At 58.1% G+C, this 21,402-nt stretch carries 24 protein-coding genes and 1 tRNA gene; 19 read left to right on the top strand and 6 right to left on the bottom strand.

Features of this window, described 5'->3' with window-relative positions:
* Window positions 1-82 precede the first annotated feature (82 nt).
* The 9 genes from hemA to OYT1_RS09065 all read left to right on the top strand — a co-directional run bounded on the left by hemA (window position 83) and on the right by OYT1_RS09065 (window position 9,676).
* On the top strand, window positions 83-1,336 hold the full coding sequence (gene hemA, locus OYT1_RS09105) for a glutamyl-tRNA reductase (RefSeq protein ID WP_062626058.1): 1,254 nt from the start codon (window positions 83-85) through the stop codon (window positions 1,334-1,336).
* On the top strand, window positions 1,333-2,415 hold the full coding sequence (gene prfA, locus OYT1_RS09100; RefSeq protein WP_062626057.1) for a peptide chain release factor 1: 1,083 nt from the start codon (window positions 1,333-1,335) through the stop codon (window positions 2,413-2,415). Before hemA ends, prfA begins: the two co-directional genes overlap by 4 nt.
* Window positions 2,416-3,273 (top strand): peptide chain release factor N(5)-glutamine methyltransferase, encoded by an 858-nt coding sequence (prmC, locus tag OYT1_RS09095; protein ID WP_062626056.1) that lies wholly within the window; start codon window positions 2,416-2,418, stop codon window positions 3,271-3,273.
* A 60-nt stretch (window positions 3,274-3,333) separates the two neighbouring features.
* Window positions 3,334-3,642, top strand: coding sequence for a Grx4 family monothiol glutaredoxin (gene grxD / locus OYT1_RS09090; protein WP_062626055.1), 309 nt, complete (start codon window positions 3,334-3,336; stop codon window positions 3,640-3,642).
* A gap of 103 nt (window positions 3,643-3,745) precedes the next feature.
* Complete coding sequence (tpiA, locus tag OYT1_RS09085; protein WP_062626054.1) at window positions 3,746-4,498, top strand: triose-phosphate isomerase; 753 nt, start codon at window positions 3,746-3,748, stop codon at window positions 4,496-4,498.
* Between the two features lie 17 nt (window positions 4,499-4,515).
* Window positions 4,516-4,881, top strand: coding sequence for a preprotein translocase subunit SecG (secG, locus tag OYT1_RS09080; protein WP_062626053.1), 366 nt, complete (start codon window positions 4,516-4,518; stop codon window positions 4,879-4,881).
* Window positions 4,882-4,890: 9 nt separating this feature from the next.
* Window positions 4,891-4,975 (top strand) — tRNA-Leu (locus tag OYT1_RS09075).
* A gap of 198 nt (window positions 4,976-5,173) precedes the next feature.
* Window positions 5,174-7,867 (top strand): alanine--tRNA ligase, encoded by a 2,694-nt coding sequence (gene alaS, locus OYT1_RS09070; protein ID WP_062626052.1) that lies wholly within the window; start codon window positions 5,174-5,176, stop codon window positions 7,865-7,867.
* A 27-nt stretch (window positions 7,868-7,894) separates the two neighbouring features.
* A complete protein-coding gene (locus OYT1_RS09065) occupies window positions 7,895-9,676 on the top strand; it encodes a diguanylate cyclase domain-containing protein (protein WP_062626051.1) in 1,782 nt (593 codons plus the stop codon).
* Here OYT1_RS09065 and OYT1_RS09060 read toward each other — a convergent pair.
* Complete coding sequence (locus tag OYT1_RS09060; protein WP_062626050.1) at window positions 9,673-10,182, bottom strand: Smr/MutS family protein; 510 nt, start codon at window positions 10,180-10,182, stop codon at window positions 9,673-9,675. The genes OYT1_RS09065 and OYT1_RS09060 overlap by 4 nt on opposite strands.
* A gap of 52 nt (window positions 10,183-10,234) precedes the next feature.
* Window positions 10,235-11,191 carry a thioredoxin-disulfide reductase gene (trxB, locus tag OYT1_RS09055; protein ID WP_062626049.1) on the bottom strand — a complete coding sequence of 319 codons (957 nt, stop codon included), beginning with the start codon at window positions 11,189-11,191 and terminating at the stop codon, window positions 10,235-10,237.
* Between the two features lie 80 nt (window positions 11,192-11,271).
* Between trxB and mltB the strand changes: the two genes are divergently transcribed.
* Window positions 11,272-12,231, top strand: a complete 960-nt coding sequence (gene mltB, locus OYT1_RS09050; protein ID WP_062626048.1) for a lytic murein transglycosylase B — start codon at window positions 11,272-11,274, stop codon at window positions 12,229-12,231.
* Window positions 12,232-12,241: 10 nt separating this feature from the next.
* Here mltB and OYT1_RS09045 read toward each other — a convergent pair whose 3' ends face one another.
* The 4 genes from OYT1_RS09045 to smpB all read right to left on the bottom strand — a co-directional run bounded on the left by OYT1_RS09045 (window position 12,242) and on the right by smpB (window position 15,112).
* On the bottom strand, window positions 12,242-13,210 hold the full coding sequence (locus OYT1_RS09045) for a nucleotidyl cyclase domain-containing protein (RefSeq protein ID WP_062626047.1): 969 nt from the start codon (window positions 13,208-13,210) through the stop codon (window positions 12,242-12,244).
* Between the two features lie 129 nt (window positions 13,211-13,339).
* A complete protein-coding gene (gene msrA, locus OYT1_RS09040; RefSeq protein ID WP_062626046.1) occupies window positions 13,340-13,849 on the bottom strand; it encodes a peptide-methionine (S)-S-oxide reductase MsrA in 510 nt (169 codons plus the stop codon).
* A gap of 191 nt (window positions 13,850-14,040) precedes the next feature.
* Complete coding sequence (locus tag OYT1_RS13570; RefSeq protein WP_145983698.1) at window positions 14,041-14,529, bottom strand: hypothetical protein; 489 nt, start codon at window positions 14,527-14,529, stop codon at window positions 14,041-14,043.
* Window positions 14,530-14,662: 133 nt separating this feature from the next.
* Entirely contained in the window at window positions 14,663-15,112 is a 450-nt protein-coding gene (gene smpB / locus OYT1_RS09030; RefSeq protein ID WP_062626044.1) for an SsrA-binding protein SmpB, read from the bottom strand.
* Between the two features lie 75 nt (window positions 15,113-15,187).
* On the opposite strand from smpB, the gene OYT1_RS09025 reads away from it, so the two are divergent.
* The 9 genes from OYT1_RS09025 to OYT1_RS08985 are packed head-to-tail and all read left to right on the top strand — an operon-like array spanning window position 15,188 to window position 21,395.
* Window positions 15,188-15,625 carry a type II toxin-antitoxin system RatA family toxin gene (locus tag OYT1_RS09025; RefSeq protein WP_062626390.1) on the top strand — a complete coding sequence of 146 codons (438 nt, stop codon included), beginning with the start codon at window positions 15,188-15,190 and terminating at the stop codon, window positions 15,623-15,625.
* Entirely contained in the window at window positions 15,612-15,929 is a 318-nt protein-coding gene (locus OYT1_RS09020; RefSeq protein ID WP_062626043.1) for an RnfH family protein, read from the top strand. The genes OYT1_RS09025 and OYT1_RS09020 overlap by 14 nt, the downstream gene beginning before the upstream one ends.
* Window positions 15,930-15,932: 3 nt before the next feature.
* On the top strand, window positions 15,933-16,805 hold the full coding sequence (locus tag OYT1_RS09015) for a 3',5'-nucleoside bisphosphate phosphatase (RefSeq protein ID WP_062626042.1): 873 nt from the start codon (window positions 15,933-15,935) through the stop codon (window positions 16,803-16,805).
* Window positions 16,805-17,434, top strand: coding sequence for an L-threonylcarbamoyladenylate synthase (locus OYT1_RS09010; protein WP_062626041.1), 630 nt, complete (start codon window positions 16,805-16,807; stop codon window positions 17,432-17,434). The genes OYT1_RS09015 and OYT1_RS09010 overlap by 1 nt, the downstream gene beginning before the upstream one ends.
* 2 nt (window positions 17,435-17,436) lie before the next feature.
* Window positions 17,437-18,078 carry a site-2 protease family protein gene (locus OYT1_RS09005; protein WP_062626389.1) on the top strand — a complete coding sequence of 214 codons (642 nt, stop codon included), beginning with the start codon at window positions 17,437-17,439 and terminating at the stop codon, window positions 18,076-18,078.
* Between the two features lie 9 nt (window positions 18,079-18,087).
* Window positions 18,088-19,290: a tryptophan--tRNA ligase gene (locus tag OYT1_RS09000; RefSeq protein ID WP_062626040.1), complete on the top strand. Its 1,203-nt coding sequence runs from the start codon at window positions 18,088-18,090 to the stop codon at window positions 19,288-19,290.
* Between the two features lie 2 nt (window positions 19,291-19,292).
* A complete protein-coding gene (locus tag OYT1_RS08995) occupies window positions 19,293-20,096 on the top strand; it encodes a segregation and condensation protein A (protein ID WP_062626039.1) in 804 nt (267 codons plus the stop codon).
* Window positions 20,068-20,625, top strand: a complete 558-nt coding sequence (scpB, locus tag OYT1_RS08990; protein WP_062626038.1) for an SMC-Scp complex subunit ScpB — start codon at window positions 20,068-20,070, stop codon at window positions 20,623-20,625. Before OYT1_RS08995 ends, scpB begins: the two co-directional genes overlap by 29 nt.
* Complete coding sequence (locus OYT1_RS08985) at window positions 20,622-21,395, top strand: TrmH family RNA methyltransferase (protein WP_062626037.1); 774 nt, start codon at window positions 20,622-20,624, stop codon at window positions 21,393-21,395. The genes scpB and OYT1_RS08985 overlap by 4 nt, the downstream gene beginning before the upstream one ends.
* Window positions 21,396-21,402 lie beyond the last annotated feature (7 nt).

Below are 21,402 nucleotides of genomic sequence, written 5' to 3'. Positions count from 1 at the left end.
ACTTTTCCCGCGTTGTGGCGTTCCTAGCTTAATCCCTCTATAATCGCCGCCCATTAAAATCTTCACCGCGCTTACACGCCCCATGCAACTTTTCGCCTTTGGCATCAACCATCAGACAGCGCCGCTTTCCGTGCGGGAGCAGGTGTCGTTCAATGTGAACGCGGTGGAGGAAGCTTTGCGCAGTATGGTGGATCAAGGCGCGGCGAAGGAAGCGACGATCCTTTCCACTTGCAATCGCACCGAGATCTATTGCAATACCACGGAACCGGCGCGTGCCATCGACTGGATGGCTGAGTTCCATAAGCTGCCACAGCGCGAGATCGAACCTTACCTCTATACCCTGCCGCGGGAGTTGGCGGTGAAGCACGCGTTCCGTGTGGCATCTGGGCTGGATTCGATGGTGTTGGGCGAGCCGCAGATTTTGGGGCAGATGAAGCAAGCGGTGCGTCATGCCGAGCAGGCAGGCACCTTGGGCTTCGTGCTGCACAAGCTGTTCCATCGCACTTTTTCGGTAGCCAAAGATGTGCGTACGCAGACCGAGATCGGTGCGAATCTGATCTCGATGGCGGCGGCGGCGGTCAAGCTGGCCGAGCGCATTTTCCCGTCCATCGAAGGTCAGCGCGTGCTATTCATCGGCGCGGGCGAGATGATCGAGCTGAATGCAGTCCATTTCGCCGCACGCAATCCTGCCCATATCACCGTGGCCAATCGTACGTTGGAGCGCGCCCAAGTGTTGGCGCGGCGCATCAACGGTCACGCCATCACGCTGAACGAGCTGCCTGAACAACTGGCGCAGCATGACATCATCATCACCTGCACTGCCAGCCAGCTGCCGATCCTAGGTAAAGGCATGGTCGAACGCGCGCTCAAGCAGCGCAAGCATCGGCCACTCTTCATCGTCGATTTAGCCGTGCCGCGCGATGTCGAGCAAGAGGTGGCCGAGCTTCGTGATGTGTTCTTGTACACCGTGGATGACTTGGCCGAAGTGGTCAAGGACGGTCAGGATGCACGCCAGGGGGCGGTGAAGGAAGCTGAGGTCATCATCGATTCCGGCGTGGCTGATTTCGTCAACTGGATGGATTCGCGTGAAGTGGTCCCGACTATCCGCGCTTTGCGTGATCACACCGAGCGACATCGCCGCCACGAGTTTGACAAGGCACAGCGTGCGCTGGCCAAGGGCGAAGATCCCATCCGCGTGATCGAACAGATGAGTGCCGCGCTTACCAATAAGTTCCTGCATGCGCCTACGCATGCGCTCAACCACGCTTCTGCCGAACAGCGTGCAGCCTTGCTCGACGCCGTTCACCAGCTTCACCACCTGCACGACCCCGAATGAACGAGAGTATCGCAACCAAACTCCAGCAGCTTTGCGCGCGGCTGGATGAGGTGAATCAGCTATTGAGCAGCGAAGGGGCGACCCGCGACATGGACGGCTTTCGCAAGCTGAACCGAGAGCGTACCGAGCTTGAGCCGGTGGTGATCGCTTATCAGTCGTATCAGGGATGCGAGGCTGATATTGCGGCAGCGCAGGAAATGGCGAGCGATCTTGAGATGCGCGAGTTCGCGGCAGAAGAAGAGCGTGAAGCGCGCGCCCGAATGGATGCGCTGGATCTTGAGTTGCAGAAACTGCTGTTGCCCAAAGATCCAAATGATGAGCGCAACGTGTTCCTCGAAGTGCGCGCTGGTACTGGCGGTGACGAGGCGGCCTTGTTTGCGGGTGACCTGTTCCGCATGTACACCCGTTTTGCCGAACGTAATCGCTGGCAGGTCGAAGTGGTGTCGGAGAGCGAGGGCGAGAAGGGCGGCTTCAAGGAAGTCATCGCGCGTATCGTGGGTTTCGGCGCCTACTCCGTGCTGAAGTTCGAGTCCGGCGCTCATCGTGTGCAGCGTGTGCCTGCCACTGAATCGCAGGGGCGCGTCCACACGTCGGCCTGTACTGTGGCCGTGTTGCCCGAGGCGGACGAGGTGAGCGATGTGGTTCTGAATCCCGCTGATCTGCGTATCGACACCTTCCGCGCTTCCGGCGCGGGTGGTCAGCACATCAACAAAACCGACTCTGCGGTGCGCATCACCCACCTTCCCACCGGCACGGTGGTCGAGTGTCAGGATGGGCGTTCGCAGCATCAGAACAAGGCGCAGGCGCTGCGCGTGCTGGCGGCGCGCATCAAGGACAAGGAAGAGCGCGAGGCGCATAGTAAGTTAGCCGCTGAGCGCAAATCGCTGGTGGGCAGTGGCGACCGCTCCGAGCGCATCCGCACCTACAACTTCCCGCAGGGGCGGGTCACCGATCACCGCATCAACCTCACGCTGTACAAGATGGATGCCATCATGGACGGCGACATTGCTGAACTCACCGGCGCGCTGATGGCTGAACATCAGGCGGAGCAACTGGCGGCGCTGGCTGGCGGCCACTAAATGCGCGACCTTCGGCAGATCCTGTCCGAGGATGTGGCGTTGTTGGTCGGGCAGCTGAAACACGAGCGCTCTGAAGCCAGAATCGAAGTGCAGAGCTTGTTGCAAGCTGTGTTGCAAGTCCATCGAGCCTACCTCTTGGCTCATCCAGAACATTTCCCGAACGCAAATCAGCAGGCTGAATATACCGCCTTGCTTAAACGCCGCTTGGCGGGTGAGCCGATCGCATATCTTCTTGGGGAGCGCGAGTTCTTCGGTCTGACCTTCAAAGTCACGCCTGCGACACTGATCCCAAGACCAGATTCTGAATTGCTGGTGGAGCAGGCGCTGGCGCGGATTCCTGCTGGCGATGATCGCATTCGCGTACTTGATCTTGGTACGGGTACGGGCGCTATCGCGCTTTCAATCGCGCACGCACGACCAGGTGCCACGGTTACTGCCGTCGATGCTTCGGCTGCGGCATTGGAGGTGGCGAAAGAAAACGCACAACGGTTGGGTACGCATAATGTGCGCTTGCTCGATAGCGACTGGTTCTCCGCGCTACAAGGTGAGCGCTTCGACCTGATTGTTTCTAACCCTCCCTATATTGCCGCGGCTGACCTGCATCTTGCCCAAGGCGACTTACGTTTTGAGCCGACAACTGCGTTGGCTTCTGGTGCGGATGGGCTGGATGACATTCGGCGCATTGTAGCGGAAGCGCCGTTGCACTTGAGTCGCGGTGGTTGTTTGCTACTGGAACATGGGTATGATCAAGCCGAACGGGTGAGGGCATTGCTGGTGAACGCCGGTTTTTCCGAGGTGTATTCGGCGCATGATTTGGGGAAAATCGAACGTGTCAGTGGCGGTTGTTGGTCAGCTTGACCGATGCTGACTCCATTCGATACAATCCTGACAAAATAACTCAACATAAGAGGTGGTTTGATGGATATTCAAGAAACGATACGTCAGCAAGTAACAGCCAACTCTGTCGTGCTGTACATGAAAGGCACGCCGCAATTCCCTCAGTGTGGTTTCTCTGCTAACGCCGTGCGCATTTTGCATACCTTGGGCATTAAGGATTTTCTGAGCGTTGATGTATTGCGCGACCCAGAGATACGCGAAGGTATCAAGACGTTTACCAATTGGCCGACCATTCCGCAGCTCTACATCAAGGGTGAGTTCGTTGGCGGCTCAGACATCATGAGCGAGATGTATCAAAGCGGTGAGTTGCGTCAGTTGCTCAACCAATAATTTTCCTCCGCAAGCCCGCCGTCAAGCCGTCGGCGGCATTGACCGGAAACCATTTCGCAGGTAGGATTCGCGCCTTTCGTGCAGTAACTTGGAGAGGGTGCTCATGCGACGCAAATTCGTGGCCGGAAATTGGAAGATGCATGGTTCTATGGTTGAGAATGCAGCCTTACTCAACGCGGTCATTGCGGGGATGAGTCAACTCAACAATGTGGACTGTGCGGTGTGCGTTCCCTATCCGTATTTGGCACAAGCTCAGAATATGCTGACTGGCTCCAATATCATGTGGGGCGCACAGGATGTGCACCAGTTGGAAAAAGGCGCTTACACCGGCGAAGTCTCTGCTGAGATGCTGAAAGATTTCGGTTGCCGTTATGCCATCGTGGGGCACTCCGAACGTCGTGCTATTTACGGCGAGAGCAATCTGATCGTGGCGGGTAAATTTGCTGCTGCGCAGAATGCTAAGTTGGTTCCTATCCTGTGCGTGGGTGAAACGCTGGATGATCGTGAAGCAGGTCATACCGAAAGCGTCGTAGCTGCTCAGTTGGACATCGTGATCGAAATGTGCGGCGTACACGCTTTGCGCAATTGTGTTCTGGCTTACGAGCCGGTGTGGGCGATCGGTACTGGCAAGACAGCATCGCCAGAGCAGGCGCAGGCCGTGCATGCGTTCATCCGCAATCGCGTGGCTGGGCATGATGCCTCGGTCGCTGAGCGATTGATCATCCAGTATGGTGGTAGTGTGAAGCCGTCGAATGCAGTGGAGTTGTTCTCTATGCCAGATATCGACGGTGGACTGATCGGTGGCGCAGCCTTGGTGGCGGAAGACTTCCTCGCGATCTGTCGCGCAGGAAACTAATTGAACTTGGAGTTGATGTGGAATCTTTGATTTGGGTAGTGCATGTCCTGACTGCAGTCGTGCTAATCGGGTTGGTGTTGATGCAACATGGCAAAGGCGCAGACATGGGCGCTGCGTTCGGTTCGGGTTCGGCAGGTAGCTTGTTCGGCTCGACTGGGTCGGCCAACTTTCTGAGCCGCAGCACAGCGATTGCGGCGACCGTATTCTTCATCACTAGCTTGGCGCTGACCTATGTCTATTCGCATCAGACAGCGCAACAAGGTGTGATGGCCAAGCAAGTCGTCGCTCCGGTTGCTCCGAAAGATGCGGGTGCGCAGAGCTTGATCCCAGGCCAAGTGACCGAGGTTCCAGCTGCTCCAGTTCCGGCGCAGCCAGCGAAGTAACAAGTTTTAGCCGATGTGGTGAAATTGGTAGACACGCTATCTTGAGGGGGTAGTGGCGCAAGCCGTAGCAGTTCGAGTCTGCTCATCGGCACCAGTATGGTGCGAAAAGCCTGTGTTTACACAGGCTTTTTTGTTTAATAATCCAAGGGGTTAGCTTGCTATGCAGATGGCAAACTTCTTGTGGCTATGCCTGATTAGGTAATAAAATGCGCGCGCGTGCTTGCAGGAATCAGTCCAGAGCGATTGGGTGGCAGGTAGTCGAGCAAAAGAACGAGTATTCAGAAAGTTGATTATGAAAAGCAGCGAAATCCGCCAGAAATTCTTAGACTTCTTCGCCTCCAAAGGCCACACCATCGTCGCTTCCAGTTCGCTGGTGCCGCACGACGACCCGACCCTGCTGTTCACCAACGCGGGCATGAACCAGTTCAAAGACGTGTTCCTCGGCTTTGACAAGCGCCCCTACACCCGCGCCACCAGTTCGCAGAAATGCGTGCGTGCAGGCGGTAAACACAACGATCTGGAAAACGTCGGCTATACCGCGCGTCACCACACCTTCTTCGAGATGCTGGGCAACTTCAGCTTCGGCGACTACTTCAAGCGCGAAGCCATCCAGTACGCCTGGGAGCTGCTCACCGAGGTCTACAAGCTGCCCAAGGACAAGCTCTACGTCACCGTGTACGCCGAGGACGACGAAGCCTACGACATCTGGACGAAAGAGATGGGCCTCGAAGCTGCCCGCGTGATCCGCATCGGCGACAACAAGGGCGCGCGTTACGCCTCCGACAACTTCTGGATGATGGGCGACACTGGCCCTTGCGGTCCCTGCACCGAGATATTCTACGACCACGGCGCGCATATCCCCGGCGGCCTGCCCGGCACACCGGAAGAGGACGGCGACCGCTACATCGAGATCTGGAACAACGTGTTCATGCAGTTCAACCGCGACGAAGCCGGCGTGATGCACCCGCTGCCCAAGCCTTCGGTGGATACCGGCATGGGCTTGGAGCGTATCTCAGCGGTGTTGCAGCATGTGCATGCCAACTACGAGATCGACCTGTTCCAGGCGCTGATCAAAGCCGCCGCGCGTGAGACATTCTGCTCGCCGAACAACCGAGTAGGCACAAGAACTCTGGATGAGCTTGATAGGGATTGGGCTGTAGTGAGAGAAAACAACTCATTGAAGGTAATTGCCGACCATATCAGATCATGCTCATTTCTCATTGCGGATGGAGTGATTCCTAGCAATGAAGGTCGCGGCTATGTGTTGCGTCGTATTATCCGTCGAGCTATCCGCCATGGATACAAGTTGGGAATGCGTTCTGCTTTCCTCTACTCAATTGTTCCAGATTTGGTTCAGCAGATGGGGACAGCTTATCCAGAATTGGCTGCCTCGCAACAACGAGTAATGGATATTCTTCAGCAGGAAGAAGAGCGTTTCTTCGAAACTATTGGTCATGGAATGGAGATACTGATTGCTGAAATTTTTAGCAATCGGGGCAATGTCGGCGGAAGTCAAAAAATAGAGACATTAGACGGAGAGACCGCTTTTAAGCTGCACGACACCTATGGATTTCCTCTTGACCTGACTGAAAATGTTTGTAGGGAGTATGAGGTTGGAGTGGATGTCGCTGGCTTCAACGCCGCCATGGCGCGCCAAAAAGAACAGGCCCGTGCCGCTGGCAAGTTCAAGATGGCGGCCAACCTCGACTACGACGGCCCGGCCTCTACCTTCCACGGCTACGAGACGCTGGAGCACAAGGGCAACATCCTCGCGTTGTACAAGGACGGCGCGGCGGTGAACGAGTTGAACGAGGGCGACATGGGCGTGGTGGTGCTGGACGACACCCCGTTCTACGCCGAATCCGGCGGTCAGGTCGGCGACCGGGGAGAGTTGCGCAGTGTACACGGCATTTTCGCGGTGGAAGACACGCAGAAGATTCAGGCCACGGTGTTCGGCCATCACGGCGTGGTCAAGACCGGCAAGCTGACGGTCGGCAACGGCGTGAACGCCCGCGTGGACGTAGCGGCGCGCGCCGCGACCGAGCGCAACCACTCCGTGACGCACTTGATGCACAAGACTTTGCGCGAAGTGCTGGGTGGCCATGTGCAGCAGAAGGGTTCGCAGGTCGATCCAGACAAGACCCGCTTCGACTTCGTGCATACCCAGCCAGTGACGGATGCGGAGATTCGCCGCGTGGAAGCCATCGTCAACGCCGAGATATTGGCCAACGCCGCCACCGATGCCAGCGTGATGGGCATCGAAGCGGCGCAGAAGACCGGCGCGATGATGCTATTCGGTGAGAAATACGGCGACGAAGTGCGCGTGCTGTCCATCGGCAGCTCCAAGGAACTGTGCGGCGGTACCCACGTTAAGCGCACCGGCGACATCGGTCTGTTCAAAATTCTGGCCGAAAGCGGCGTGGCGGCAGGCGTGCGGCGTATCGAAGCCGTGACCGGCGCGGGCGCGCTGGCGCTGGTGCAGCAGCAGGAAGACCAGTTGTTCCAAGTTGCTGCTGCGGTGAAGGCGCAGCCTCAAGAAGTCGCCGCTCGCGTTGTCCAGATTCTCGACAACGTGAAGTCGCTGGAAAAGGAACTCGCCGCGCTGAAATCCAAGCTGGCTTCCGCCCAAGGTGACGAGCTGGTTTCACAAGCGCAGGACATCAACGGCGTGAAGGTGCTTGCCGCCAAGTTGGACGGTGTGGATGTCGCCACTTTGCGCGAGACCTTGGATAAGCTCAAGGACAAGTTACACACAGCGGTGATTCTGCTGGCTGCGGTGAACGACGGCAAGGTTAGCCTGATCGCCGGTGTCACCGCCGACGCGACTGCCAAGGTGAAGGCTGGCGAACTGGTCAACTTTGTCGCCCAGCAAGTCGGCGGCAAGGGCGGCGGTCGCCCAGACATGGCGCAGGCTGGGGGCACGCAGCCGGAGCATCTGGCGGCGGCGATCGCCTCAGTTCAGGCTTGGGTCAAAGCCAAACTCTGATGCCGAACCTCATCCCCAAGGTGTAGCGTGACTACCCGACTGTCCATCTTGCTTGTAGCCGTGTCTGATGACGTGGCGCTGCGGCTGGACGGGCGGTTTCGGGAGGAGGGCGTCGAGGTTGCTTTTCGGCGCGCCGATACCGCTGAGGCGCTGGCGGGTGCGCTGTCCGAGCCACTGAACCTGTTGATCGCAGGCATCTCGCCCTTACTCACCATTCGTCTCCTCGCTACCGAGTTGCAGGTGCGCTCCTTGGATGTGCCTATTCTTGTGGTTGCGGAAGCTGCTCGGAATCATGCCCAACTCATGCGCGACGGTGCGCAAGATGTCTTTCTCCCTAGGGATCTTTCGAGGCTGGTGCCGGTGATCCGACGTGAGTTGACGGCGGCGGTGCAGCGCTTGCAACTGAGTGAGCAGGTCGTCATCACCCATTTGCTGCAAGAAGTCGATGAGTTCATCCTCCAGCGTGACGATTTCTCGACGCTGGTCAACCGCATCGCTCAGCGCATCATCGAACTGTTCGACTTCAGGCTGGTGTGGATCGGTCTGAAGGAGGGCGATGGTTCCATCAACGCCATTGCAGTGGCGGGTGCTAAGGACTATCTCAAAGAGATTACGATGCGTTGGGACGACACGCCGCAAGGGCGGGCGACTCCGGGACAAGCGATACGGCGTGGCGCGCCCGTGTCTCTATCCTGGGATGCGCCTGAAGTTTCCCATCTGCGCGAGCGTGCCGAGCATTATGGGTTGCGTAGCAGCCTGTCGCTGCCCTTGGGGGTGAAGGGAGAGGTGATCGGCGTGCTGAATATCTATTCGCCGCACGAGCATGCTTTCGGCGAGGCCGTGATTGCTCGGCTTTCTGCCTTTGCTTCGCGCGTCACCGTAGCGATGTTGGCAGCGCAGGAGCAGCAGGAGTTGCGCTTGCTTGAGTTGGCGATGAGCAACGCCGCGAATGCGATGTTCATCACCCGCAGCGACGGCGTGATCGAGTGGATGAACGAGGCTCTACAGCAATTCAGTGGCTATTCGATGGAGGCTCTGCTGGGGCAAGATCCGCGCATCTTCAGTTCGGGGCAGCAGGACGCTGCTTTCTGGCACGAAATGTGGCAGGCCGTGCTGAGTGGCCAGGTGTGGCGCGGAGACATCGTCAACCAACATCGTGATGGGCACCTCTATACCGTCAACCAGAATGTCTCGCCGTTGTACGATCTCTCGGGAAGATTGACGCATTTTCTGGCGGTGCAGCAGGACATCTCTGAAAAGAAGCGGCTGGAGCAGGAGATTCGCTTCATGGCCTACCACGATGCGCTCACCGGCTTGCCCAATCGCATCCTATTCCAAGATCGAGTTCAGCACGCCATCGTACAGGTGAGGCGTACTCGCAAGATGTTGGCCCTGATGTTCATGGATTTGGACGGTTTCAAAGCGGTGAACGACACGTGCGGTCATGCCAAGGGTGACGCTTTGTTGCGGCAGGTGGCCGAGCGGATGAAGTCTTGTGTTCGTTCTGGTGACACCGTGGCACGTTTGGCGGGTGATGAATTCACGGTTCTGCTGCTGGATGTACAAGATGCAAGTAGTGTTGCCCAGATCGCACAAAAGCTGCTCACTAGCGTCTCGCAACCTTTCGATCTGGGCGATGGGCAAGTGGTCGAAGTGACGCTCAGTATCGGCATCAGCCTGTTTCCCAAAGATGCTAGCGAGGGTGACGCGCTACTCAGCAGTGCCGACCGCGCCATGTATCGCGCTAAGAATACGGGCAAGAATCGCTACGTCTTCTTGTCGCAACTCAACGACAACGAGCCGAATTAACTTTCCGCCCGTTTCAGTAAGACCAACGCCGCACCTCCACCTCCTTGCGCAGCAGCAGGCTCGCACCACGCCAACACGTGCGGGTGCTGGCTCAACCAATGGCGGGTGAGCCGCTTCAGTAGGCCATCACCGCCATCCGGTGCGCGCCCTTTGCCGTGAACGATATTGACGCAGCGGAATTGCGAGCGTCGGGCATCATCGAGGAATTGAGCCAGTAGCTTGCGCGCGCCTTCGCTGGTCAAACCGTGCAGATCAAGCTCATCTTGTAGCGGGAATTGCCCGCGCCTCAGCTTACGCAAAGTCATGCGCGATAGGCCGGAGCGCAGAAACTCATTTTCAGCGAAGTCCTCCGCGCCGTGATCGGACAGAGTGTCGTTGACTGAGAGTGGGGCGGATGTTTGCGGGCGATGCTTGGGGCGAGGCTGGACAGGCGCGATGCGGTCATCGGGCGTCAGTGGAGTGACACCCTGCATGGCTTGCTGGAAGATATCACTCTCTTGGGGCATGGGATGGCGCGTAGAACGTCATTCCAGCGGATGCCGGAATGACGGCGGAACCTTAGGCGTGCTGTGCCAGATATTTGTCCGCGTCCAGCGCGGCCATGCAGCCGGTGGCGGCGGAGGTGCAGGCTTGGCGGTAGATCTGGTCTTGCACATCGCCAGCAGCGAAAACACCGTCGATACTGGTGGCGGTGGCGTTGCCTTTATTGCCGCCCTGCGTGACAAGATAGCCGTTATCCATCGTCAGCTGTCCGGCGAAGATGTCGGTGTTGGGCTTGTGGCCGATGGCGATGAATACGCCGTCAACCGTGATGTCTTGCGTCGCACCGCTTTGCACTTGCTTGAGGCGCGCGCCGGTCACGCCGGAAGCATCGCCCAGCACTTCGTCCAGTGTCTGGTTCAGTTGCAGGGTGATCTTGCCTTCGTTCACCTTCTCCATCAGATGGTCGATCATGATGCGTTCGGCGCGGAACGTGTCGCGGCGGTGGATCAGAGTGACGTGGCTGGCGATGTTGGCCAGATACAGCGCTTCTTCCACGGCGGTGTTGCCGCCGCCGACCACGGCCACGGGCTTGTTGCGGTAGAAGAAACCGTCACAAGTTGCGCAGCCAGAAACGCCGCGCCCCATGAACGCCTCTTCCGACGGCAGACCAAGGTATTGCGCTGATGCGCCGGTGCAGATGATGAGCGCGTCGCAGGTATAAGTTCCGGCATCACCGATCAACTCGAACGGTTTCTGTTGCAGCTTGGCAGTGTGGATGTGGTCGAAAATGATCTGCGTGTTGAAGCGCTCAGCGTGTTGCTGGAAGCGTTGCATCAACTCCGGGCCTTGTACGCCATTCGCATCGGCGGGCCAGTTGTCCACCTCGGTGGTGGTCATCAGTTGGCCGCCTTGAGCCAAGCCGGTGATCAGCACGGGATTCAGATTGGCGCGCGCTGCATACACGGCAGCGGTATAGCCGGCGGGGCCGGAACCGAGGATGACGAGGCGATGGTGTTGGGCGGTTTTTTCCATGATGGATGTGTTCTGTGAGTGCGTTAAGAGGGGCGAAATTTAACAGCGGCGCACTCTTCTGTCGAGATAAAATCGCGGCCATGCGAAACCGATCCCTTGCCTTTCTGATGCTGCTGGCTTTATTGCCGGAAGCCCGCGCCGTGCAGTTGCCAGGGCTGGATGCCTTCATCGACGAGATGGTGCAACGCCACCAGTTTGATCGTGGCGCTTTGGAGTCGGCTTTTGCTCAGGCCAAGCATCGTCAGTCGATCATCAATGCCTTTTCCGGCCCGGCTACACGCAAACCTTGGCCAGAGTATCGTGCCAATTTCGTCGAGTCGCGGCGCATCCGTCGTGGCGTGGCATTTTGGTTGCAGCACCGGGAGGCGCTCGCGCGTGCCGAGCAGCGATACGGCGTACCTGCCGAGATCGTGGTCGCGCTGATCGGGATCGAAACGTATTACGGGCGCGATACGGGGAAGGTTCCCACGCTGGATGCACTGACCACGCTGGCGTTTGATTATCCGCGACGTGCTGATTTCTTTCGAGGTGAGTTGGAGCAATTCCTGTTGTTGTCGCGTGAGCAGGGCTTTGAGTTATCTGAGGTGAAAGGTTCGTATGCGGGCGCGATGGGAATCCCGCAGTTCATGCCCGGCAGCTACCGTCGCTATGCGGTGGATTTCGATCAGGACGGCAAAATGGACCTGCTGGCTGACACAGTGGATGCGATTGGCAGCGTGGCGAACTATCTTGAGCAATACGGCTGGAAACGGGGTGAATCGGTGGCCGTGCGTTCCAGCGAATTTTCGGGGGACGGGGATAAGTCGCCTCGCCTCGTGGCTGAGTGGTCGAACAGCGGGGTCAGTCCACTAGACTCCGTCGCGGTGGAGGCCGCTCAAAATGCAGCCCTGTTGGAGTTTGCTATGGATGATGGCAAGGAATCTTGGCTGACCTTCGCTAACTTTGGCGCCATTACCAAATACAACAACAGCACGTATTACGCCATGTCGGTTTTTCAACTGGCGACAGCGGTCAAGGCGGCGTTCCGCGAGGCGCAATAGTTACCGCAAGCTATGGCTCATCAGCCGGAACGATGGGCTGATCGGCTGGCTCAGTGTGCTTAGGTGTGGCGTGAGAAGGCTGTTTGGGCGGCTTTTGCTTCTTGCTTTCCTTGGCCGGTGGGTGGATGGTTTCCTCTGCGGCGATCAGCCCAGACCAGATGCTTTTGACTTGGTTGATCTGGCTGCTGAGCTCTTTCCGCACATGCTCCGGCTCTTTCAGAATCGGGATCAGCACAAACAATTCATAGATCACGATCAGCAAGATGGCGAACTTGATCAGCGCGAACAGGGTCTCGATCAGGCCAAATACCTTGCCCAGCATGCGGCTGAGCAAGGAGCGCTTAGGCGGCGACCACTCGGTATTCACTTTTGCCGCTTTAGGCCTTTCGGTGGCAGCGATCTCTTGGGGTTTTACCTGTTCCTGAGTGGCGTGTGGTGCGGCAGGGCTGGCCGACCCCCAGCCATAAACATCGTGGTAACGCGCTTGCGAGTCTGCGCGCTTGCCGAGGTGGAAGAACATCTTCGCGTATTTGTGCGACAACGGAAGAATTACATCGTAATAAGCTCTCGATACCGTGATTTGTCCGGGGGATGCGATGCTCATCACTCGTTGTGCGACATTAAGGGCATCACCCACCGCGCACGGATTGTCATGCACATCCGTGGATAATTGGATCGGCCCAAAATTGATCCCCATATGCAGCGGCATGGGAGCGTAAGGTTCAGACTCCACCAGCTCGCCTAGCCTCAGCGCCACGCGTAAGGAATCTTCCGGTTCGACCAGCGCTGTCATGGCAGCGCCGTCGCCCGTATCGACTACCAGCACATCACTGGCAGGCACTTCACTGATGGCTCGCTTCCAGAACGAGACGAATTGCTCTTTCAGCGCTATTTGTTCGAGATTGCTCTGCTGTGAATATCCGACGATGCTCACAAAAAGGACGCCACACATCTTGGTGTTGCCACGATGTGTGCTCATCAAACTTTTTCCTGCTGGAATCTCACTACAATTTCCACGAATTTTCTCTTGCTTGACCGCGCGCGCGAACCTGCCGATTATGTCATGGCAGAATAAGTACGCACAATGTCAACTGGCGATGACGGATGCTCATTCGCCGAGGCGGAAGTGGCGGATAGCGTGGCAGGTATAGCCGTCAGGATGCTTGACCAGATACTTCTGGTGATACTCCTCGGCGCGCCAGAATTCCTTGAACGGCGTGACGGCGGTCACCACTTTCGCACCCCATTCCCCTGACGCATCCACCGTGCGGATCACCTCAGCGGCGGTGGCTTGTTGCTCGGCGCTGGTGGTGAAGATGGCCGAGCGGTATTGCGTACCGAGGTCATTGCCCTGCCGGTTGGCCGTGGTCGGGTTGTGCATGCGGAAGAACTCAAACAGCAGATGGCGGTAAGTTAGCCGCTTGGGATCGAACACGATCTTCAGCGATTCCGCATGGCCGGTGCGGCCTGTCTTCACCTGCTCGTACCGCGCCTGCGGCGTATCGCCACCGGTGTAGCCCACCTCAGTCTCCATCACGCCCGGAATTTGGCGCACCAACTCCTCCATGCCCCAGAAACACCCCCCGGCGAGGTAAGCGGTTTGGTAAGTGCTGGGCATGGTGGTTCCTTTCGTAGCGGCGTAGCCGTTGAGGGTGAAGAGGGAGAGTAGGATTAGGAGGAGGTGGGGCATTGTTTAATCTTATCTTCTACCAGATTAGTATTAACGTGGAGATCAAGGCATTCTGTGTGGCTTCCCGCGCAGATCGCCTCGAAGGCAGGGGCGGGTCAATAGTTGGGCGCGCCCAAGATTTATCGATCGAAATCACGTACTTCATATAGTTTCCAACAGCCGTTGCGCTTGCGAAATTTCAGATCGAACACTATGTCGGCATCTTCGATCCCGAATGTCAGGACAACTTTCGATTTGGTGTCAGAGCTGACATAGACGCGCATGTTTGGATTTTCTTTCAAAAAATCCGAGATCGTTTTGCTCATGCCCCAATGCTCATTTCGTGACCGGATGTGGCTGACGGTTCGTGTTTTTGGCTCTCCAAACTGTTCGATGGTTACCCGTAGTGGCCAGTCGGTTCTTTCTTCGCTGAAGGCCTCTTCATTGGCGTAACGGACAAAAAACTCAAGGAAGTAATGTTCGGAGCACGCAGCTCCATGCGCCCATGCAGGCAGGGAAAAAAGAAGACAAGCAGTGGCTATGCGTGCGGAGACCATTGTCCTAGTGATTATTTGATGGAATGGTCGCCGTGAAGCATCTAACAGCTCTCCTAGTAAAATCTGAATCATACGATCCTAACCTTTTGACTCATCGAGCCATGCTGAGGTCTAACACGGTATCTACGAGTCGCAAAGCAAGTGCTTGGCAAGTGGAGTGCATGTGCCTCCGGTCGCCACACACTGCAAGCGCGACCAGTCTGAACTACTTTCGCTCTTTCTTCATAGCCTGTGCCACTTCGCGTTTCGCATCCCGTTCCCGCTCGGTGTCTCTTTTATCATGTTCCTTCTTGCCTTTGGCCAGCCCGATGTCCAGTTTTACCCGTCCACCCTTGTAGTGCATGTCCAGCGGCATCAGGGTGTAACCGGCGCGCTGTACTTTTCCGCTGAGTTTTTCGATCTCGTTCTTGTGCAGCAGCAGTTTACGGGTGCGGGTGGGGTCGGGGTGGATGTGGGTGGAGGCGGTGGGGAGCGGGCTGATGTGGCAGCCGAACAACCACAGCGCGCCGTCTTTGGCTAGAACATACGCTTCTTTGATCTGCACGCGACCGGCGCGGATGGATTTGACTTCCCAGCCCTCTAGCATGAGGCCCGCTTCGTGGCGGTCTTCGATGAAGAAGTCGTGAAAGGCTTTTTTGTTCTGGATGATGCTCATGGCGGATTGGTGTTCGGTTAGCGGCTGGAAACCCGTATAATTCTACGCAGTTTTGTGAAGGCGGTCGAAGTTACGATGGCGTTGGTCGAAAAATCGGTGTTGGTGCCGTACAGTTGTGCGCAAATGTTCGTGCTGGTGGATGGCGTAGAGCGCTATCCCGAGTTCCTGCCTTGGTGTGGTGGTTCGTCGGTGACTTCGCTGGAAGGTGACGTGGTGCACGCTTCGGTGCAGATCGATTACCACGGTCTCAAGCAGAGTTTCACCACTGAGAATGCACGCGAGGCGCCCTATTCCATTGGCATGACGCTGCAAGATGGGCCGTTCCGCCATCTGGATGGCGGCTGGCGCTTTGTGCCCTTGTCCGATTCTGCCTGCAAAGTCGAATTCCGTCTGCACTATGAGTTTTCTAGCCATATGCTGGAAAAGTTGGTCGGGCCGGTGTTCAGCCATGTTGCCAACAGTTTTGTCGATGCGTTCGTTAAACGCGCGGAGAAAGTCTATGCCGGACTCTAACAAGATCAATATCGAGGTGGTTTACGGATTGCCTCACGAACAGACTTTGCTCAAAGTGCAAGTGCCGTCTGGCACCTCGCTGGGCGAAGGCGTGAAGCTGTCCGGCATCATGGATAAGTATCCCGAGATTGATTTGGATAAGGGCAAGTTCGGCATCTTCGGCAAGCTCTCCAAGACCGACACCGAGCTGCGCGAACAAGACCGCATCGAAATCTATCGACCCTTGCTGGCCGACCCCAAGGAAGTGCGCAAGCGCCGCGCCGAAGAAGGCAAAGTGATGAAAAAGGGCGGCGGCGACGCCTGATCCATGCTCGATTACGACCTGCACTGCCATTCCAATATCTCTGACGGACTGCTGCCCCCTGCCGAAGTGGTGGCGCGCGCGGCGGGTCGCGGTGTGCGCGTGTTGGCTTTGACCGATCACGACGATACCGACGGGCTGGCCGAAGCGCGTATCGCCGCGCTGGAACACGGCATCACCCTCATCAACGGCTGCGAGGTTTCGGTGACTTGGCGCACCCACACCGTCCATGTCGTCGGCCTCAATGTGAATCCTGATCATCCGGCGCTGGCAGCTGGGCTGGCCACGGTGCGCGGTGGTCGCCGTGCGCGTGCCGAACTGATGGCCGAGTCGCTGGCGCGTGCCGGTGTCGGCGGCGTGTTGCAAGGCGCGCTGCGTTACGCGGCCAATCCCAACATGATCGGTCGCACCCATTTCGCCCGTTATCTGGTCGAAGCGGGGCAAGCCAAGGAAGTGAAGAACGTCTTCAAGCGCTTTCTGGTGAAGGGCAAGCCGGGTTACGTGCCGCACCAGTGGGCGACGCTGACCGATGCGGTCGGCTGGATACGCGGTAGTGGCGGGGTGGCGGTGCTGGCGCATCCCGGTCGTTACATGACGGGGCGGCACGGCATGGGCAAGCCGACCATGCGCTCGCTGCTGGGTGAATTCGCCGCGCTGGGTGGTGATGCGCTGGAGGTGGTGACCAGCAGCCACACGCCCGAGCAATATGCCGAGTTCACTCGCTATGCCAGCGAGTTCAATCTGTACGCTTCCTGTGGCTCAGACTTCCACGGCCCCGGTGAAAGCTATTTCGACATCGGGCGTTTGCCCGATCTGCCGCTGGACTGCCGTCCGGTATGGCAGCTGTGGGAGAACCAACCTTTGCAGAAAGTCGCCTGATGTCCCATCTTTTTACGATCCATCCCGACAATCCTAATCTGCGCCTGATCCGTCAGGCCGCCGAGATGCTGCGCGACGGCGCGGTGATCGTCTATCCCACCGATTCCGGTTACGCGCTCGGCTGCCACTTGGACGACAAGGACGCGGTCAATCGCATCCGTCGCATCCGGGGCAAAGATGATAAGCACCTGCTGACGCTGGTGTGCCGCGATCTGTCCGAGCTTTCGACGTATGCCAAGGTGAGCAACACACACTTTCGGCTGATGAAGAACAACACGCCGGGTAGCTTCACCTTTATTCTGGAAGCGACCAAGGAAGTGCCGCGTCGCTTGCAGCACCCCAAGCGCAGCACCGTTGGTGTGCGCATCCCCGATCATCCGGTGGCGCTGGCGCTGCTAGAAGAGTTGAACGAGCCGCTGCTGAGTTCCACGCTGATCCTGCCGGAAGAGCATCATCCGCTGACCGACATCATGGAGATCCGTGAGATTTTGGAATATCAGGTTGATCTGTTCATCGAGGGCGGCATCGTCGGCATCAACCCGACCACGGTGGTGGATATGACCGGAGCTACGCCTAAAGTGTTGCGCACCGGGGCGGGGGATGCCTCCGCCTTTGCGAGCGAGGATTGACCTTGGATCAACTCATCCAGACCATCGTCATCGCGGCCATCCCAGTACTGTTCGCCATCACTTTGCACGAAGCCGCGCACGGCTACGTGGCGCGCCATTTCGGCGACATGACGGCGCATGCGGCTGGACGTATCAGCCTAAATCCGATTCGTCACATCGACCCGGTCGGCACGATTTTGCTGCCGCTGTTGACGCTGGCTGTGGGCGGCATCCTGTTCGGCTGGGCCAAGCCCGTGCCGGTCAATTTCTCTGCTTTGCGCCATCCCAAGAAGGACATGCTGTGGGTCGCGCTGGCAGGGCCAGCTTCCAACTTGCTCATGGCCATAGGCTGGGCCATCGTCGCCAAAGTGTCGTGGGCGTTCCCTGACAGCTATTACGCCGAGCCCATGTTGGAGATGGCGCAGATCGGCATCAAGATCAATGCGGTGCTGATGGTGCTCAACCTGCTGCCCTTGCCGCCGCTGGATGGCGGACGCATCGCTGTGAGCATGTTGCCCTACCGGCAGGCGTTCCAGCTTTCCAAGGTCGAGCCTTACGGCATGATGATCTTGATCGTGCTTGCGGTGACGCCGGTGTTGAGCTGGATACTGTCGCCGCTGTATCGCGGATTTGTGTACGTTTTGAGTCTAATTTTCGGAATCTAAAGGAATATCATGTTTGCTGATCGCGTCTTGTCAGGCATGCGCCCCACCGGCAGCCTGCATCTCGGCCATTACCACGGCGTGTTGAAGAACTGGGTGAAGATGCAGCACGAGATGGAGTGCCTGTTCTTCGTCGCCGACTGGCACGCGCTGACCACGCATTACGACACGCCGCAGGTGATCGAGCAAAGCGTGTGGGACATGGTGATCGACTGGCTAGCGGCGGGCGTCGATCCCGCACATGCGACCTTATTCATCCAGAGCCGCGTGCCGGAGCACGCCGAACTGCATCTGCTGCTCTCCATGATCACCCCGCTGGGCTGGCTGGAACGGATGCCGACTTACAAGGATCAGCAGGAAAAGTTGTCCGGCAAGGACTTGTCCACTTATGGTTTTCTCGGTTATCCGCTGCTGCAAAGCGCGGACATTCTGATCTACCGCGCCACGCAAGTGCCGGTCGGCGAAGACCAAGTGCCGCACATCGAATTCACCCGCGAGATCGCGCGCCGCTTCAACCACATTTACGGACGCGAGATCGGTTTCGAGGAAAAGGCCGAGTCCGCCGTGAAGAAGATGGGAAGCAAGAAAGGCCGTCTGTACAGTGAGTTGCGCACCAAGTATCAGGAGCAGGGCGACGACGAGGCGCTGCTGGCCGCCAAGGCGCTGCTGGATGAACAGCAGAACCTCTCGCACGGCGACCGCGAACGCCTGTTCGGCTACCTCGAAGGCAGCGGCAAGATGATTCTGTCCGAGCCGCAATCCATGCTCACCGCCGCGTCAAGGATGCCGGGGCTGGACGGGCAGAAGATGTCCAAGTCCTACGGCAACACGATCACCATGCGCGAGGACGAAGACAGCGTCAGCAAGAAGATCCGCACCATGCCCACCGACCCGGCACGTATCCGTCGCACCGACCCCGGCACGCCGGAGAAATGTCCGGTCTGGCAATTGCATCAGGTTTACTCCAGCGACGACGTGAAGAACTGGGTGCAGCAAGGCTGCACCAGCGCCGGCATCGGTTGCATCGAATGCAAACAACCGGTGATACAAGGCGTGCTCGACGAGCAACGTCCGATGCGCGAACGCGCTCAGTACTACCTCGACGATCCGACGCTGGTGAAGAACATCATCGCCGACGGTTGCGAGAAGGCCCGAGAGCTGGCGCGTGACACCATGCGCGACGTGCGCGAAGCGATGGGGTTGAGCTACAGCTAGGTATGACGGGGCACGCCCAACTTCCGCTGGCGTCATTCGCCCGTATCCACGGCGAGCCGCTGCTGGAGTTGCCGCAGGATCTGTACATTCCGGCGGATGCTTTAGAGGTGGTGCTGGCGACGTTCCAGGGGCCGATCGACCTTTTGTTGTATCTGATCCGCAAACACAATCTCGACGTGCTCGACATCCCGATGGCTGAGCTGACGCGGCAGTACATGGGCTATGTCGAGTTGATGCAGCAACACAGTCTGGAGTTGGCGTCCGAATACCTGCTGATGGCGGCGCTGCTGATCGAGATCAAGTCGAGTATGTTGCTGCCGCGCCCCAAGCGGGTGAGCGAGGAGGGCGGCGAAGACCCTCGCGCCGAGCTGATGCGGCGGCTGTTGGAATACGAGCAGATCAAGCTGGCGGCGCAGGCGCTGAACGAACTTCCGCAAGCTGGACGCGATTTTGAGTTGGCGCAGGTGTTGATCGAACGTACCGTCGAGGCGCGCTTGCCCGAGGTGAACGTCGAAGACCTACGTCAGGCGTGGATGGGTTTGCTGGTGCGAGCCAAGCAGTTCGCTCATCACAAGGTGCGGCGCGAAGAGTTGTCGGTGCGTGAGCGCATGAGCTACTTGCTGCGGCGTTTGCAACACGGTGGATTCGAGGCTTTCGAGTCCCTGTTCGAAATCAAAGGCGGCATCCCGCAACTGGTGGTGACCTTCATCGCTTTGTTGGAACTGGCCAAAGAGAACTTGCTGGAAATCACTCAATCCGAGACGCTGGGAAAAATCTATGTCCGAGCCTACGTCACTGCCCAATAAGCTACTCTTGGTGCTGGAGGCAGCGCTACTGACGGCGCAGGAATCGCTTTCGATCAACGAGTTGAAGCGCCTATTCGATGCGGCTATCAGTAGCCGCGAACTGGAGCAGATGCTGGCTACACTGGCAGCGAGCTACGCTGGTCGAGGCGTGGAGCTGGTGCAAGTCGCCAGCGGTTGGCGCTTCCGCTCGCGTCCAGAATTGCAGGAATACCTCGACCGGCTCACCCCTGAAAAAGCCCCGCGCTACTCGCGCGCCGTGATGGAAACCCTAGCCATCATCGCCTATCGCCAGCCAGTGACGCGCGGCGACATCGAAGAGATACGCGGCGTGCAAGTTGCCAGCCAGATCATCAAGACACTGGAAGCGCGCGGCTGGATCGAAGTCATCGGCACCCGCGAAGTGCCGGGACGCCCCGAACTACTGGGCACGACGGCGCGACTACTGGACGACCTCAACCTGCGCTCTCTGAGCGAACTGCCGCCATTGGCAGACATGAGCGGCTTGCTCGAAACTGAGGAGGCAAATTGAAACACATCACATCACGCGATAACGCTTTCTACAAGGGTTTGCTCAAGCTGACTGGTAACGCGCGGCAGCGGCGTAAGGCGGGGCAGACTTTGCTTGACGGCGCGCATCTGGTCGCGGCTTACCACGCCTGCGGCGGCAAGCCTCTGCACTTGCTGCATACAGGCGCGGCGCTGCAAAACGAAGAAGTTGCCGAGCTGCTGAGATTGTTCCCTGACGTACCGCAGACCTTGCTGGACGACGCGCTGTTTGCGGAGTTGTCGGAGCTGAAGACGGTGAGCGGACTGTTGGCCTTGGTCGCGTTGCCCGAGGCGGATTTCGCGCCGGAACGCAGTGGCTTTTGCTTGCTGCTGGAAGACATTCAAGATCCCGGAAACTTAGGCTCCATGCTGCGTTCGGCAGCGGCAGCGGGGTGCGATGCAGTATTCTTGTCCAGCGGCTGCGCCGATGCCTGGTCGCCCAAGGTGTTGCGGGCGGCGATGGGAGGCCATTTCGTGCTCAACATCGTTGAGGATGCCGACTTGCTGATGGTCGCCGCACATTTCGGCGGAAGCGTGTTCGCCGCCTCTCTGGCTGGTAAAGTCACGCTGTTCGAGTGCGATCTGCGCGGTCGAGTCGGTTTCGCTATCGGTAACGAAGGGGCAGGGCTGACGGCAGAGTTACAGGCCGTTTGCCAGCCGTTCATCATTCCCATGCCGGGGCAGGTCGAGTCGCTGAACGCCGCATCCGCAGCAGCGATTTGCGTGTTCGAGGCAGTACGGCAGCGTAACTAACTCTTGC

It is taken from the genome of Ferriphaselus amnicola, from assembly GCF_000974685.2.
GTDB lineage: Bacteria > Pseudomonadota > Gammaproteobacteria > Burkholderiales > Gallionellaceae > Ferriphaselus > Ferriphaselus amnicola.
The sequence above is the reverse complement of the archived record's forward strand: the minus strand, read 5'-3'. Positions and strand labels throughout refer to the sequence as shown.